Source organism: Endozoicomonas sp. 4G, from assembly GCF_023822025.1.
Classification (GTDB): Bacteria; Pseudomonadota; Gammaproteobacteria; order Pseudomonadales; family Endozoicomonadaceae; genus Endozoicomonas_A.
The window spans coordinates 5321036-5337177 of the sequence record NZ_CP082909.1 but is presented as its reverse complement, the minus strand read 5'-3'; the positions used below and the strand labels follow the sequence as shown (position 1 = coordinate 5337177).

The window sequence follows — 16142 nt, the reverse complement described above, 5'->3', positions numbered from 1 at the left end:
TTAACTTTATGGCTGATTAAAGCGAACCTTTGGTGGATGGCATCTGGCCAGCCATGCGGGGATCCAGTGCCAGCGCCATTCTCAGTGCCCGCCCAAACGCCTTGAAGACGGTTTCTATCTGATGGTGAGCATTGCGACCACGCAGGTTATCAATGTGCAGCGTCACATTGGCATGATTAACAAAACCCTGGAAAAATTCATAGAACAGGTCGACGTCGAACTTGCCAATCATGGCCCGGGTAAAATCGACATTAAACTCAAGGCCAGGGCGTCCGGAGAAATCAATGACTACTCTGGACAGCGCCTCGTCCAGCGGTACATAAGAGTGACCGTATCGGGTTAGACCTTTCTTGTCACCAATGGCTTTAGTGAATGCCTGACCCAGGGTAATACCAATATCTTCTACAGTGTGGTGGTCATCAATTTCGTTGTCGCCCACCGCTTTTATGTTCAGGTCCATCATGCCATGACGGGCAATCTGGTCCATCATGTGGTTAAGAAATGGAACGCCTGTATCAAACTGGCCTTTGCCATTCCCATCCAGATTGATATCAACCCTGATCTGGGTTTCCAGAGTATTTCTTTCAACACTGGCCTTACGTTCAGCCATAGTAATCTCCGATTGTTTCTATTCTATACCGCCAGACTCTAACCGACTCCCGGACCAGAACCCGGCCATTATACGGAGCCGCTTTAAAGCAGGCGAGCTATTCATTGAGTACTTTTTCGAAAAGGCCTCCTTCCAGCCTTTCAAGCAAGTCGTCAATCTGCTTTCGCTTATTCTGTACCAGCTTGCCACCGGCAGGTCTTTCACGGTCATTGGCCCAGTTCTGGGACCAGCCTACGGTAAAGTCCACACATTGTTCGGCAAACTGAGGCAGTGAGAATGTCTTGGACTGCTCCAGACACCCGGTGAGGAAATTGTCGACATCCGACTGCTGCATGGGGTATTTGCCAACCGGTTTCTTCATAAGCTTGGGCTTGACGACATAAATCCAGAATTGCCCTTTCTTGGGTAGCTGACCACCGACCATACTCTTGAGATGACTGACATCCACCAGAGTTCTACAGTTCAGGGTTTCATTCCGATCCAGACCACCGATCTGCTGATTGGAGGATGCCAGCAACAGGCCATTGAATACCTTCCCTTCTTTCGGGGTAACACCCAGAACGGTTCTTGTCGGTGATTTTTCAACCACTCTGGCAAACCACCCTCGCTCATAGCCACTGACCCAGACAGGAAACTCAACTTCGTTTTTATTCAGCTTCTTCTCCCGGGCTGCCTCCAGCATCAGCGTGCCGGAAGCGACCAGATATTGTTTTTGATGAGCATCAATCCCGGGGAAACATGACGAACCAAAAGCCCATGAAGATATGGGCAAAGCCAGACCAAACGCCACTGCCTGCCATCGTTTGACCGATACTACCGCCAGAGTTCCCAATGTCTCCATAACCTGCACCTCAGATATTTAAACCGCAGAGGCAGATAACCCCCACAGCCAGAACAACCCCACCTCCATAATAGTCCCTGAAAAGCGTGCCATAGTGATCGGTCATTAATTTACAACATTTGCCGTCTGAAAAAATAATTCAACATAACACTTGCAATTGATTTACAAATCTGATTTGTTAGAAGCAATGGTCAGAAGGATCTGATTCATGCCTCCTCGAGTGCTGTTTACGGACAAAATGCTCAGGCTCGGAGTTGTTGCTACCCTGACAACACTTACTGCTTTTTCAGCGGACGCTCTTCTATTACCTCCAAAACCTCTGGCGTTGAGTTCATCATGGGATTGTCGTTCTGGTCCAAACAGCGACTGGCTGTGCCGAAGCAGTCAGACGGACCGCTACGAACAACCTTTGGAAACTGCTGCTTACTCTGTTTCAGATAGAAATAATGGCTACCCTGAGTCTATTCCTCAGCAGCACTATCAGCCGGTTCAAGCTGAGCCAGAAAACTACTTTGCACAGGAATCAGCACAACCTGTCGATCAACGGCAAGATCGCTATTCCAAACCCTATCAACAGACGACTCCTGAACAACAAACCCGGCAAAAAGTCACGGAGCTACTGAGTTCGAAACATGGCAGTGTTGTGATCCAGTGGCTTGCAACTCATACCAAAGAGCCATTAATAGATTTACAACGTCGTTTCCCGGTGCTGCAACAGGCGACGATTGTTCGTTACCAGCGCAACAACAAAGATTGGTTTGTACTTCTGGACGGCCCTTTCAAAGATCAACAATCAGCAATGACAGCCCTCAACAGTCCTCCCCGGTTGTTGATGACCGACAAGCTCTACCCCTGGACACGCTCTCTGGCCAGCATCCAGAAGCTCAACCTGATTATGCCGGGAGAGCTCAGAGATCCCGGCGATCTCTCACAGCCATCCAACGAACAGCGTTATGTAAACAACACTCCAGTGCAACCGGATAATAATCGACTGTTTGCCAGTATCGTCCCCGCTTATCCACAGGTTCAGCAACAAGAAACTGAACGGGACTACAACTCCGACCCTTACCAGGTTTCTGAGCCACGCTTTCAATCTTACCAGCAGCCCAGTGCTTATGAACAAGCACCGGATTTGAATTACAGTACTTCGCCTCAGCAACGTTATACCCGGAAAATGCCTGAAGTGGAACGCTATCCACAAGACTATCCACAAAACTATCCACAAAACTATCCACAAAACTATCCACAAGACTACTCACAAAACTATCCACAGAATAATTATTCAGCCAGAGAAGAGATCAACGTATACAGTCGTCCAAAAGCGGCCAGAAACTACCGGGAGCCCACTCAACATAATATTCTTGAAGCCTCCCGGAATAGCTACGCCATTCAGTGGCTGGCTGGAACCCGAAGGGATACCCTCGAAAGAGTCCGCAGGCGCTATGTACAGTTAAGTAACACCCAGATCATTCACTACCGAAAAGGGCAGCGGGACTGGTTTTTACTGGTAGGCCCTCCCTACCACAGTAAAGGTCAGGCTGATAGAGCACTTTCTAATCCGGAACTGGCTCATATTTCTTCACGCCTGTACCCCAGAATCCGGTCGGTTAATGAACTACAGCGTCTTATTTCGGGTGAGCCTGAAAAGACTCAGCAGGTTTACTCCCAGAGGGCTGCTCAGCCACAAGAGACCATCATCAGCGGGCCGGGCAACAGCTATACTATCCAGTGGTTTACAGCCAGCAAGCCGGAAGCCATTGAAAACCTGAAAAAACGATTCCCGGAATTACGATCGGCTGTCACAGCCCGATACCGTAAAAACCAGAAAGACTGGTATGTCCTCATTCAAGGTCAGTTCACCAGCAGTAAAGAAGCTCTGGCTGTTCTCAATTCACCACAACTGAAAAACGCTGCCCAGGTGCTTTACCCCTGGACCCGCTCAGTTAAGTCTCTGAAAAACCTTCAGGCTTGGGAAAGTTAAATTAATACACTTGCGGTACACTATCCTGATCAAGTAGTCAACTACCCGTCCCTAAAGGAACGGGCTTGTAAAAGCCCTTGTTGACTAGACCACTATTTAGGAGAGACAAAAATAGTAAACGTTATTTCGGATGTAGATACCTTGGAATGTCGCCTTAGTTCCTTGCTCTATCGTGGCTCTGTAAACAGTCTTATTGGGTTATAGACAGTCAACCACATTGCGAAGCCGTTATAACTGGTCGAAAGGAAGTCTGAAACTGGTTTGATCCTACAAATCAGCGTAAGCACAACTCGAAGGAGGTAGACTGAATGCTAGTTTACGTACTCAACAAAAATGGTGAACCATTAATGCCATGCAAGCCCCAACGGGCTAGAAAGCTCTTGAAAGAGAGTAAGGCTAAGGTTGTTTCAAGGACACCATTCACCATACAACTACAGTTTGGCTCTACAGGCTATAAGCAAACTGTAGTGACTGGTATGGATACTGGCTCTAAGGTTATCGGCTGTGCTGCTATATCTAATGGCAAGGTTGTATATCAGTCTCAAGTCAAGCTTAGAACCGATATTAAGAAAAAAATGGATCAAAGGAGAATGTATCGAAGCAATAGACGTAACAGAAAAACCCGATACAGAAAGCCCAGATTTTTGAACCGGAAAAACTCAACCATGTTCGGAAGGCTTCCACCTTCTGTAAGGTCTAAGGTTCAGTCCCATTTCAGGGAAAAGAAACAGGTTGAAATGATTTTACCTGTTACCCGATGGAATGTAGAAACGGCCAGTTTTGACATTCACAAGATAACCAACCCTGAAGTGTCAGGAAGGGGCTATCAGGAAGGAAAACAGAAGGATTATTACAACGTCAAAGCCTATGTCCTTGATCGTGATGGATACAAATGTCATTCAAAACAGAAGGTGAAGCACAGTGAAAAATTACACGTTCATCATATTGTATTTCGATCAAACGGCGGAACAGATGAGCCAGGCAACCTGATAACCCTATGTGAAAGGTGCCACAAGGATTTACACGATGGGAAATTTGAGATTAAGGGTCAGAAAAGCAAGACTAAACACGCTACCCAAGTCAGCATCATCAAGGAAGTGTTAAAGAAAAACTGGTCATTCAAAGAAACCTTTGGGTATGAGACAAAATTCAAGCGTGAAACGATTTTGAAATTACCCAAAACCCATTTCAATGATGCTGTAGCTATTTGCTGTGAACATGGGGAGCTGGTTAAACCGAGTCCAGTTTTGTATCAGAAAGTTCATGTCTCTAAAGGTGACTATCAGTTACACAAAGGGCAGAGATCAGAAAAGAAAATTCCTGTTGGCAAGTTGTTTGGCATTAAAAAGTTCGACTATGTAAATACCCAAAAGGGTAAAGGGTTCATCAAAGGCAGAATGTCTACAGGATATGCTGTATTGATGGATATAGAAGGTAAAACTACAATAACCAGCACAACAATTAAGAAGGGCTGTAAAAGGTTAAGTGCTAGAAGCACAACCCTGATCGACTTCAAACATTGTGCATAGCGAATCCTGGCGGATTCGTTGCTTACATCCCCCCCGCTAAAGGAGGGGTTTTACGCAAAATTCGATAAAAACTCTCTCAATGCCTTAAATCCTCTAAGGTCCCGAGGTCTCTCATGAATCGTCCACTAAAACTCATCGCCTTTGTGGTAGCTGGCATCATTATTCTTGTTGTTGCCGCCACCCTGATTCTTCCCAAAGTGATTGATCCCAATCGTTACCGGGACGATATTTCCAAACTGGTTTACGACAACACCGGCCTGACGCTCACGATTGATGGCCCCATTGGCTGGTCGGTCTTTCCCTGGCTGGGGCTTTCCCTTAAAGATGTGAATATTAAAGGGACTGACCACTCCGAGCTGGCAAAGCTGGGTACTGCTGAAATCAGCGTTAAACTGCTGCCTCTGTTAAGCAAAAAAGTCGAGATGCAAACAGCCAAACTGATGGGGCTGGAGCTGAACCTGGTCAAGGACAAGTCCGGCAAAGGCAACTGGTATGCGCCCAAAAAAGCGGGTAGCCAGCCCACTGAAACAGAAACCACAACAGTTACAACGCCCGAAGGTACCACCGAATCTGCAACCCTTGAGCTGGATATTGCCAATGTCAGCGTTGAAGGGCTGGTGATCCGTTACGACGACAAAAGCACAGGCAAAAGCTACCGGGTTGATCAGGCAGGGCTGGAAACCGGGGCGATTCGCAACAACGAACCTTTTGATTTCAATCTGAAGGCTCATATCAAAAGCAGTGAACCTGACCTGACACTCACGACTGACGTCAGTGGTATTCTAAAATTCAACCTCAAAGAAGGCACCTATGATCTGAAAGACCTCAAGATCTTTGCCAACCCGGCAGTCGATAACCTTACCGAGGAGAGCGCCGAAGCCCTGCAAATTGTCGGTGCCATAAATGTCCAGCAACATCCATTGATGGTGAAAGGTCATCTGGATGTCACTCAATTCAATCCGGGCAAGTTGCTCAAAGAACTCAAGATCTCGCTTCCCCCCATGGCAGATCCTGAGGCAATGACTCAAATGGCTTTCAAAAGCTCTTTTAACACCGATGGTAAAAGCTTCTCTGCGGATAAACTGGATCTGACGCTTGACGGCTTCAAGATGGATGGTTTTTTCAAAATCGGAAGTCTGGATAAACAGGACATAACCTTCCAGTTCAAAGGCACTGACCTGAATCTGGATCGCTATCTGCCACCCGCCACTGAAAAGACAGCCGCCAAAGAAGAACAATCTAAAGGCAAGTCTGAAGGCGTTCAGAGCACAGAGCCACCAGCTGTGGCTTCAAGTGCTGGAAAAGAGCTTCAGCCAAAAGAGCTTCAGCCAAAAGAGCTACCACTGATTCCGGAAGATGCCCTGCGCCCTTTGAACATCAAAGGCTCTCTGGAGCTGGCTTCTCTGACCGTTGCAAAACTCACGTTTAACAAGCCCTCAGTTCAGCTCAAAGCCCTGAACGGACGTCAGAACATCATGCTGACTTCTGGTTTTTATGAAGGCACCATTGATCTGGACACCAGGCTGGATGTTCGGAAAAAAGGTGATCCCGAAATACAGACAACAGCAGACCTGCAAGCTATTAACCTACAGGCCCTGGCTAAACCGATACCGGCTCTGAAGTCCATTGAGGGTAAAGTAAATGCCGACATGGACCTGACAACCCACGGCCAGCTGGAAAGTGTCCTGACCCGTAACCTGAACGGTAAGGTCGATTTCAAAGTAAATAAGGGAGCCTTTACCCAGGCCAACTTTGACAAGCTGGTATGCGAGGGAATTGCCAGAATTCGCAAGAAGGAACTGCAGAAAAAAGACTGGGGTCAAAGCACCCAATTCACCCAGCTTGGAGGCAGTTTTAACGTTCGCAACGGGGTAGCCTACAACAAGGATCTGACCGCAGCCCTGACCAACCTGAACCTCAAGGGTGATGGCGAAGTCAATCTGGTCAAGCAGACTATGGATTATCATGTCGGTCTGAACATCAGTGGCAACCGCGCTCCTGACAGTGATCCCGCCTGTCAGGTTAACGAAGACTACGTCAACGTCACCTGGCCGGTTCGTTGTCAGGGTAAGCTGGATCAGCTGGAGTGTGGTGTTGACACCGAACGCCTGGCCGACACAATTGCTGCGCTGGCCAGACAGGAAGTGAAAAAGCGTGTGGAAAAAGAGATTGAAGAAAAAGCCGGGCACCTGAAAGATGCCCTGAAAGGTCTTTTCAAATAGTAAGGTACCAGCGACTATCAGCCGAAGGTGGACACACTGAAGTAGACCACAAAGATACTGATAATATTCAACACCATACCCGCTCTCAGCATCTGGCTCTGTTTTACCTCACCGGTAGCACAGGCCAGAGCGTTGGGCGGTGTGGCTACCGGCAGCATGAAGGCACAGGTCGCCGCCACACCGACACCAAAGACCAGCGAGTAGGTGATCGCAGGGTTAAACTGATCAGCCAGGGCAATCATGACCGGAATTAGAATCGCTGCCGAGCCGGTGTTGGATGCCATTTCGGTCAGGAAAATCATCAGGGTAATACTGGCCATAATCAGCAACCAGCCGGGAGCGTCACTCAGTGAGGTCATGATGTTTCCGGCCAACCATGCGGATGTTCCTGTTCCCTGGAGCACCATGGACAGACAGAGGCCACCGCCGAACAGTAGCAAAATGCCCCAGTCGATTTTCTTCTCCAACTCTTTCCAGCCAATCAGCCCAAGCGCGGGTGCCGCAGCCGTAATCGCAAATGCAACCAGACGATCAAAGTCTTTAACGCCCAGGAACTGGCTGATGGGCTTGGCGAAAATCCAGCACACCACGGTGAACACAAACAGGGCAATGGTACCTTTTGCCTGGGGGCTCCAGTTCATTGCAAAGTCACTGCCACGGGTCTGGTTGACCTTGGCGTCTTTTTCCGGACGGATAATCAGCCACATGGAAAACAATACCGCGGGGAATAACATCACGGTGCTGGGCAGACCCACTTTCATCCAGGTCATGAAATCCAGATTGAGAGCCGCAGCAGCGATGCCGTTGGGTGGAGAACCGACAACGGTGGCCAGACCACCAATATTGGCGGCATAAGCCGTACCCAGCACCACAAAGGTGCGCATTCTGGGATACTGCTTATCAATCAAACCAATGGCAATCGGGAGCATCATGGCGGTTGTGGATGTGTTGCTCATCCACATGGACAAGAAAGAAACCACTGAGAAAAACAGGATAATAGAAACCCATAGACGACCACCCGCCAGATAAGTCACCCGTTCAGCCAGCCAACGATCTATTCCGTATTTGTTCAGCAACGCAGCCAGAGTAAAGCCGCCCATAAACAGGAAAATAATGGTTGAGGAGAAATTCGACATACCCTTGGCAAAGTCGAGCAAATGAAGCAGCGCAGCAATGACGGGCACCAAAATGGCCGAAGCGGCCAGCGGAATAATTTCTGTCATCCACAATCCGGCAAAAAGCAGCAGCATAAATAAGCCCAGCTGTGTATCGGGCTGTTCGACCAGTACCTGCCCCAGGAAATAACTGATGAGAGCCCACCCCCCTATGATGGCGAGCCTTAATGGAAGAGTTAGAGTGTTAATCGCAAGATTCCTTTTTCAACATAAATCACTACGGGTTTTGATGGCGGCAGATTAACGGCTTATTGGCCATCTTTTGTTGATTGATGTCACTTAAAAGGAAACTTTGTTAACGATCAAAGCCATCGGGTTCGGAGATATATGAGCAGGCCAAAGCTCCGACCCCGAAAATCAACAATGTTCACAAAAAACTTGAGAGAACAAAATGTTATGTTATAACATTTGTAGTCTTAACAAATATCCACTGCGTTTTTATCACCCGACACAGTGACCATTCACACAACAGGAGCCCTCCGTGCCTGCAATAAACTCGCCGGTTATTTCAACTGACGTTCACTCCCAATCCGCCCTGGCAACTCCCTGTAAAAAAGCTTCTCGCAAAAGAGGGGCTTACAGCCGAATGGCCAAAGCGTTGATTCTGGTGGCAGCGTCAGCAACCGCAACTGTTCATGCTGAAGACTTCAGTCCAAACTTCAGCCTGATTCTGGATGGCCATTACAAATCATCCGACAGCGCTCTGAGCGAATACGGAAAAGGGTTTGGTCTGGGTCATATTGAGTTGGGTGTCAGTGCAGCTATTGATGATCTTTTCTACGGTAAGTTCACCGGTGTCGTACATGAGCACGATGGCAAAACCGAATTCGAAACAGAAGAGGCATTTATCCAGACTCTGGCGCTTCCCGGCGGTTTCAGCGTTCGGGCGGGTCGATTCCTGTCTGATATCGGTTACCTGAATGGTCTGCACACTCACACCGATTCATTTGTTGAACGACCCGCTGCTTACCGTGCCATGCTGGGGTCTCACTATTTTGACGACGGTGTTCGCCTGAGTTATGTGCTGCCTACCGATACCTTCTGGACTATCGGTACCGAAGCCTTCAGCGGTACCAAGATGCAGGCTGCGGATTTAACCGATCCAAAATCAGTGGGTGTCTACACCGCCTTTACCAAACTGGGTGGTGATTTTAACGAAGAGAACAGCTGGCAGCTGGGCCTGAGCTACCTGAGAAATGACAACGGTGCCAGCATCAGCAGTCACGACCATGAGCAAGAACACTATCATGAGACTTCAGAAGAAGAGGCTCATGCCCATACCCATTCTCATAACGCCCAGTTTACCGGCAAGAACACTTATATTGCCGATGCCGTATGGAAGTGGGCCCCTGATGGCAATTACAAGTACCGCAGCCTGACTTTGTCTGGGGAATACCTGCAGACACGGGATCTCAGCGACACCATCGAAGGCAATGAGAAGAATGAAGGCTTCTACCTGAGCAGCGTTTATCGGATGACGCCTCAGTGGGCGGTGGGTGCTCGTTACGGTGAGTTCAAGGGCTACGAAGCCCACAGCGACCATTTCGATGAGAAGAACCTGAAAGAAACTGAATTCATGGTGTCCTGGAGTCACTCCCACTTCTCCACAGTCAGGCTGCAATACACCCATCAGACCGGCGATGGTTTCGATAACGCCAACAACAACATTGTAACCCTTCAGTATGTTATGTCCCTGGGAGCCCACGATGCGCACGCTTTCTAAACTGTTGCTGGCATCCGCCCTGGCCTTACCGGTATCCAGTCATGCGGCATTGACCGTTTTTGCCTGTGAACCGGAGTGGGCGGCATTGTCAGCAGAGATTGCACCTGAAGCAACAATTTATACGGCAACGACCGCCTTACAGGATCCTCATCATATTCAGGCGCGTCCGGGACTGATCTCAAAAATGAGGAAAGCTGACATAGCCGTTTGCTCAGGTGCTGAACTGGAGATCGGCTGGCTGCCGGTGCTACAGATGAAATCAGCCAATCCCAATGTCCAGAGCGGAGACAAAGGGCTGTTTTTTGCTGCTGACCAGATTGAAACCATTGATAAGCTTGAGAAGGTCGATCCCACCATGGGTGACGTTCACCCGCAAGGAAACCCTCACCTTCACCTTGATCCTTATCGGATGGTGAAAGTCGCTCAGGCGCTGGCTGAACGTATGGCAAAGCTTGATCCTCAGCATAAAGATGAATATTTGGCCAACGCCAAAAAGCTCTCAGAAGAGTGGGAGACCCATATCAAGCGCTGGGAAAAAGAAGCTGCACCGTTAAAAGGTAAAACCCTGATAACCTATCACAGCGACTTTGACTATCTGCTGAAGTGGCTGGGTGTCAATGTTGCTGCCGACCTGGAACCCAAACCCGGTCTGCCACCTTCAACCAGACACCTGGCATCCTTGTTGGAACTGTCTGAAAAGACGCACATTGATGCCATCGTGTACGCCTCTTACCAGGACAGGAAAGGAGCGGACTGGTTAAGTCAGAAAGCCGGTGTACCTGCCATAGAGTTACCAATGACAGTGGGTGGCAGCGAACAGAGTAGCAACCTGATCAGCTTGTATGACGATCTCATTCAAAAGCTGCTGAAAGCGACTTCGGCACCATGATGGAGTGGACTCTTATCGCAATTATGCTGCCTGCCCTTGTGGCAGGCATCATTGTTTTCAGTACTCATCTGGTGCTGGGGCGACAGGTTCTCAAGCGTGGCATTGTCTTTATGGATCTGGCCATTGCCCAGATCGCGGCTATGGGTGCCATTGTCGCTCATATCCTGACAATGTCACAGGCTCACAGCCATGACGGCGCCACGATATCAGGGACTTTTATGCCCTTTGCCTTTTCCATTGGTGGTGCTGGCCTGATTGCCTGGCTGGCCAAGTATGCCGAAAAAGAACTGGAAGCGATCATTGGCTGCATTTATGTGGTCTCTGCGGCTGCTATCACCCTGCTTATGGCCAGTGATCCCCACGGGGCGGAACATATTTCCAAAGCTCTGAATGGTCATATCCTCTGGCTTGGCTGGCAGGATATGATCGTTCCGGGGCTGACCAGTCTGGCATTTCTTACAGGGATAGCCATCAGACCACACATTCTTGATGGCAGGCTCTTTTATCCTGTTTTTGCCTTGATGGTGACACTGAGTGTCAAAATGGTGGGTGTCTATCTGGTGTTCAGCTCCTTGATTATGCCGGCACTGGCCGTCAATCAGTTGTCTGGAAAAAAAGCGCTTACTTCAGGGTATCTGACAGGCTTGGCAGGTCTGGTTCTGGGGCTGGTACTGTCGAGTCTTTATGACTTTCCCGGTGGGGCGACCATTGTCGTCAGTTTGGCTGTGGTTTGTGTTCTGTTCAGGGTATTGAGCAGGCGCTAATAACCCATGAAAAAAGCCAGAAGGGTTTTAACCTTCTGGCATATCCCTTACTTCACCCCAAAAACAGCGATAATCCTCCGGATTCAGCCCTAATTCTCTGAGGTAATCAATGGTTTTAGCTTGAACTTCCTCTGCCGTATAATCTGTGCAGGATTGGATACCTTCAGGAACAGGCTGCAAAGGGGTTTTATCCTTTCTGCGCTGTTGAATAGTTTGAAACAAGGCTTGTAAAAATTGGTTTATCAGCTTAATTTCCTCTACCGTTTTCGGGCAACGGAAAAAACGAAATTCCAGTGTTGATATTTTTTTAACTTTTCTTGCTCCGGTGATATGTAACAAAGACATAGCCATATACTTTTCCATATTACAATCATTAATTCTACCAACCCCCCGTTGTATGGACGTCATATGAACAAGCTGGCTATAAAAATGTGCAAATTGATTAAGCCTGTCTTTTTTTTCTGAATCAGTATGCTTTTTATGGCTTAACTTATGGCTTAACTGTTCATCACAACTTTCGTGTATTTTTTTATTATATTGATCAATGATCCAATTTAACCGCTTCACTGCAAATGGTTTCGTGTCTGGATTATAATCAGCAAATGTTTTATACCATTGAGCTTCATCTTCCTTCAGGATACGATCATTATTTCCAAACGCCCTCAGTAAAAAAGGGTGTCGCTGGATCTCAGACTCCAATGCCAGAAGCACACTGGTATCACCCTGAGTGGCACTCAAGACATCAACGTGTTTATGCCCGGAGCTATAGTCAATCAATCCGTCTTTGCGCATTGAATCAGTCACTTCAATCACCTTCTTAAAAGATAATTCCGCGAGTTGATCATCAGGATGATAAGGCGTGCAGTTTATTTCAAACCAATTCTGTGTGTCATAAAAAGGAGTCACGGTAAAGCTACTGTCAAATCCATAGCACACAGCAGATTTTTTATTCTTAATTTGATGAGTTAACTCTTTTTCTGAGAATCGAAGTAAAAAAATGCCAACCAGCGTACCCTCTGAATCAGAAGATAAATTTCTTACATCATATTCAAGCTCTTCACCCAATTTAAGGTTTAATCTGTTTTCCGTTTTCGTTTCATTGCCAGTCGGTAAAGGGCAAGCATCAAACAGGGCATCGATAATATCATCACAGCGCCGGAAAAAAATAGTATCCATAACATGTCGATTAAAAAACTCTCTCATACCGCTTTTGTTGGCGCGCAAAGCACTGGTCAACAAATTTACATCGCCATAGAGTGTATTACCATTATCAATGATTTGCTGCCTGAAGTTCGCGGCAAAATTAAAGATAACTCTCAACTCAGAAAAAAGACCTCTTGGAGCAAGAAGGGTTTCAAAAAATGGAAATATATCCTTTAACAATTGCTCGTAGGTAATTTCATTCCGAGAGCCAAAACGATACTTAACCTTTGGGATAACATCATCGGGTACGTTTTCCTTTTTATTAAGATAATCAACCAGCATGTGCCCCAGGATATAACATAATCTACCCCTTTCTCTTTTTGATTCAGCTGCTGCCCGTTCAGTAAAAATAGCCTCCAGGAAAGACTCTATCTCTTTAACCCGCGTCTGGCTCATGGTTTTACCCGCCACGTATTTATCGGGGCTGCCTTCAACAGTAAAACACCGGTCATGGACCAGACCTTCCTGATGTAAAACAAAATCGATAAAAATCTCTATTAATTCATCTCTTTGATCATCTTCACCAAAGTCTCTTACGATTTCTTCATATCTCAGTGACTGTATGAGCTCTACAATGGTCGTTCGAAAACGTTCAGCTACTTGTGCAGCAGTAAAGGTCTCACTCAGTAGGCCACTGGCTTGATCTACGCCCTGACAATCATCAGAAGTAATACAGTGGGAAGCTTTTCGCTCGGGAATAGTCCGACTCGCAATCTGATGGCTACAATCTGGCGCAATAACATCAAGCTTTCGCATCTTCTCTACCGGTGTAAGGGATGCACCCTCAACCCGTATCGTTCTTGAAAAACCTTTGATTACTTTCTGTTCTGAATCAGAACTTTTATCATTATTTTCAGCGAGGCTGCTTTTATAAAGTCCGCAAGCTCCTGCTCCGCTAGTGTCTGTATTCATAAATCCCTCTGTTGAATATATTTAATTCTTTTGAGCTATAAATGCTTCAGGCTAATAATTTCCAAAAAATTTTCAGAACAATGATTCATATTTTCAGAGCTGGCCTGCTTCACGGAATATCCCGTACTTCGCTCCAAAAACAGCGATAATCCTCCGGATTCAGACCTAATTCTCTGAGGTAATCAATGGTTTTAGCCTGAACTTCCTCTGCCGTATAATCTTTGCAGGATCGGATATTTTCAGGAACAGGCTGCAAAGGGGTCTTATCCTTTCTGCTCTGATTAAGGTTTTGAAACCAGACTTGCAAAAATTGGTTAATCAACTTGATTTCCTGTACCGTTTTCGGACAACGGAAAAAACGAAATTCCAGTGTTGAAAATTTTTTAACAGATTTTGCTCCGGTAATGTGCAGTAACGACATCGCCATACATTTTGCGTTCACATTGGCAGTAACATTACCTAACACCTTTTGTAGCGTCGTACTATGAACAAGCTGGCTATAAAAATTTGCAAATTGCTCAAGCCTCTCTTTTTTTTCCGAATCAGTGCTCCCTTTATGGTTTGGCTTTTCAGTGTCATTTTCTTCTATTTTTTTATTGTATCGGTCAATGATCTTATTTAACCGCTTTAAGGCAAATGGTTTTAAGCCTGGATCGTAATCAGCAAATGTTTTATACCATTGAGCTTCATCGTCCTGCAGGATACGATCATTATTTCCAAACGCCCTCAGTAAAAAAGGGTGTCGCTGGATCTCAGACTCCAATGCCAGAAGTACACTGGTATCACCCTGGGTAGCACTCAAGGCATCGACGTGTTTATGGCCGGAACTATAATCAATCAACCCTTCGTTGCGCATTGAATCAATCACTTCAATCACTTTCTCAAAAGATATTTCTGCGAGTTGATCATCAGAATGGTAAGGTGTGCAGTTTATTTCAAGCCATTTCGGTAAGTCGTAAAAAGGTAATACGGTAAAGCTATCATGAAAACCGTAGCGTGCAGCAGATCTGCCATTATTGGTAGGGTAATAACTCATTCCTTTTTGTTTGAGTCGAGATGAAAAACTACTAAGAACCATACGTTGTGACTCAGGAAGTTGATTATTTATATCATATTCAAGCTCTTCACCGAATTTTAGATTTAATCTGCCTGCCCGTTTCACTTCAGTGTCAGTCCCAACAGCGCAGTTATCGAACATAGCATTGACTATACCATCGCAGCGTCTGGAAAAAATAACCTCCATAACCTCTTGATTAAAAGGCTCTCTTATATCATTACTGAGGCGTAGAGCAATGGTTATAAGATTGTGGTCTTGACACGGTTCACAAGCACTATCAATGATTTCCTGTCTGAATTTTTTGACAAAATCAAAGATAACAAACAGCTCAGAAAAAAAGCCACTTTCACCAAGAAGGGTTTGAAAAAATGGAAATATAGCTTCCAACAATTTCACGTACCTAAATTCAGTGCAGCCAAATCTTTTTGAAATCACAATCTTTGGGATAACATCATCCGGTTCGTTTTCTTTTTTATTAAGATAATCAGCCAGCATGTCCCCAAAACGATAATTTATTAGAGGTTCATAACGTTTCGATTCCTTTACTGCCCGTTCAGTAAAAATAAACTTCAGGAAAGACTGTATTTCCTCAACCCGCCCCTGACTCATGGTTTTACCCGCCACGTATTTATTGGGGCTACCTTCAACAGTAAGGCACCGATCATGGACCAGACCTTCCTGATATAAAACAAAATCGATAAAAATCTCTATTAATTCATCTCTTTGATCATCTTCACCATATTCTCTTATGAGTTTTTCATATCCCAGTGAATGTATGAGGTCTACAATGGTCGTTCGAAGACGTTCAGCCACTTCCTTAGCGGTAAAGGTCTCACTCAGTAGGCCACTGGCTTCATCTACGCCCTGACAATCATCAGAAGTAATGCAGTGGGAAACTTTGCGCTCGGGAATCGTCCGACTCGCAGCCTGATGACTGCAATCTGGCACAATAGCATCAAGCTTTTGCATCTTCTCTACCGGTGTAAGGGATGCACCCCCAACCCGTAGCATTCTTGAAAAACCTTTGAATACTTTCTTTTGTGAATCAGAATTTTCATCATTCTTTTCAGCGAGGCTGCTTTTATTAAGTCCGCAAGCACCTGCTCCAGTAACGTTTACATCCATATGCATCGATAAATCCCTCTATTAAACACATTTAATTCTTTTGGTCGATGAATGCCTTAGACTGTTAATCCCCAAAAAAATTTCAGAACAATGATTCATATTTTCAGAGCT

At 46.3% G+C, this 16142-nt stretch carries 11 protein-coding genes; 6 read left to right on the top strand and 5 right to left on the bottom strand.

From position 1 onward, the window contains the following. Positions 1-16: 16 nt before the first annotated feature. Positions 17-610, bottom strand: a complete 594-nt coding sequence (hisB, locus tag K7B67_RS21155; RefSeq protein ID WP_252177830.1) for an imidazoleglycerol-phosphate dehydratase HisB — start codon at positions 608-610, stop codon at positions 17-19. Between the two features lie 97 nt (positions 611-707). Continuing rightward, the gene (locus K7B67_RS21150) at positions 708-1451 is read right to left on the bottom strand and encodes a hypothetical protein (RefSeq protein WP_252177829.1); all 744 of its coding nucleotides are present in this window, start codon (positions 1449-1451) and stop codon (positions 708-710) included. 208 nt (positions 1452-1659) lie between these two features. On the opposite strand from K7B67_RS21150, the gene K7B67_RS21145 reads away from it, so the two are divergent. From K7B67_RS21145 to K7B67_RS21135, 3 genes are all read left to right on the top strand, one after another. After that, positions 1660-3432, top strand: coding sequence for a hypothetical protein (locus tag K7B67_RS21145; protein WP_252177828.1), 1773 nt, complete (start codon positions 1660-1662; stop codon positions 3430-3432). 308 nt (positions 3433-3740) lie between these two features. Continuing rightward, complete coding sequence (iscB, locus tag K7B67_RS21140; protein ID WP_252177827.1) at positions 3741-4961, top strand: RNA-guided endonuclease IscB; 1221 nt, start codon at positions 3741-3743, stop codon at positions 4959-4961. A gap of 113 nt (positions 4962-5074) precedes the next feature. Continuing rightward, positions 5075-7183, top strand: a complete 2109-nt coding sequence (locus K7B67_RS21135; protein ID WP_252177826.1) for an AsmA family protein — start codon at positions 5075-5077, stop codon at positions 7181-7183. A gap of 17 nt (positions 7184-7200) precedes the next feature. Here the strand turns inward: K7B67_RS21135 and K7B67_RS21130 are convergent, their stop codons facing one another. After that, positions 7201-8433 (bottom strand): SLC13 family permease, encoded by a 1233-nt coding sequence (locus tag K7B67_RS21130; protein WP_256484606.1) that lies wholly within the window; start codon positions 8431-8433, stop codon positions 7201-7203. 406 nt (positions 8434-8839) lie between these two features. On the opposite strand from K7B67_RS21130, the gene K7B67_RS21125 reads away from it, so the two are divergent. From K7B67_RS21125 to K7B67_RS21115, 3 genes are read left to right on the top strand one after another with little or no spacing between them, the layout of a single operon-like run. Beyond that, positions 8840-10081, top strand: a complete 1242-nt coding sequence (locus K7B67_RS21125) for a hypothetical protein (protein ID WP_252177824.1) — start codon at positions 8840-8842, stop codon at positions 10079-10081. Continuing rightward, positions 10065-10970 carry a zinc ABC transporter substrate-binding protein gene (locus tag K7B67_RS21120; RefSeq protein WP_252177823.1) on the top strand — a complete coding sequence of 302 codons (906 nt, stop codon included), beginning with the start codon at positions 10065-10067 and terminating at the stop codon, positions 10968-10970. The genes K7B67_RS21125 and K7B67_RS21120 overlap by 17 nt, the downstream gene beginning before the upstream one ends. Continuing rightward, on the top strand, positions 10967-11734 hold the full coding sequence (locus tag K7B67_RS21115) for a metal ABC transporter permease (protein ID WP_252177822.1): 768 nt from the start codon (positions 10967-10969) through the stop codon (positions 11732-11734). The genes K7B67_RS21120 and K7B67_RS21115 overlap by 4 nt, the downstream gene beginning before the upstream one ends. A 27-nt stretch (positions 11735-11761) precedes the next feature. Here the strand turns inward: K7B67_RS21115 and K7B67_RS21110 are convergent, their stop codons facing one another. Further along, the gene (locus K7B67_RS21110) at positions 11762-13849 is read right to left on the bottom strand and encodes a hypothetical protein (protein ID WP_252177821.1); all 2088 of its coding nucleotides are present in this window, start codon (positions 13847-13849) and stop codon (positions 11762-11764) included. A 109-nt stretch (positions 13850-13958) separates the two neighbouring features. After that, positions 13959-16031: a hypothetical protein gene (locus tag K7B67_RS21105; RefSeq protein WP_252177820.1), complete on the bottom strand. Its 2073-nt coding sequence runs from the start codon at positions 16029-16031 to the stop codon at positions 13959-13961. Positions 16032-16142: the final 111 nt, after the last annotated feature.

Bases quoted from the DNA above. Each gene is read 5' to 3' on its own strand.
- K7B67_RS21130 (WP_256484606.1), bottom strand. From the start codon at position 8,433: ATGCTGCTGCTTTTTGCCGGATTGTGGATGACAGAAATTATTCCGCTG.
- K7B67_RS21120 (WP_252177823.1), top strand. From the start codon at position 10,065: ATGCGCACGCTTTCTAAACTGTTGCTGGCATCCGCCCTGGCCTTACCG.
- K7B67_RS21105 (WP_252177820.1), bottom strand. From the start codon at position 16,031: ATGGATGTAAACGTTACTGGAGCAGGTGCTTGCGGACTTAATAAAAGC.
- iscB (WP_252177827.1), top strand. From the start codon at position 3,741: ATGCTAGTTTACGTACTCAACAAAAATGGTGAACCATTAATGCCATGC.
- K7B67_RS21145 (WP_252177828.1), top strand. From the start codon at position 1,660: ATGCCTCCTCGAGTGCTGTTTACGGACAAAATGCTCAGGCTCGGAGTT.
- K7B67_RS21110 (WP_252177821.1), bottom strand. From the start codon at position 13,849: ATGAATACAGACACTAGCGGAGCAGGAGCTTGCGGACTTTATAAAAGC.
- K7B67_RS21150 (WP_252177829.1), bottom strand. From the start codon at position 1,451: ATGGAGACATTGGGAACTCTGGCGGTAGTATCGGTCAAACGATGGCAG.
- hisB (WP_252177830.1), bottom strand. From the start codon at position 610: ATGGCTGAACGTAAGGCCAGTGTTGAAAGAAATACTCTGGAAACCCAG.
- K7B67_RS21115 (WP_252177822.1), top strand. From the start codon at position 10,967: ATGATGGAGTGGACTCTTATCGCAATTATGCTGCCTGCCCTTGTGGCA.
- K7B67_RS21135 (WP_252177826.1), top strand. From the start codon at position 5,075: ATGAATCGTCCACTAAAACTCATCGCCTTTGTGGTAGCTGGCATCATT.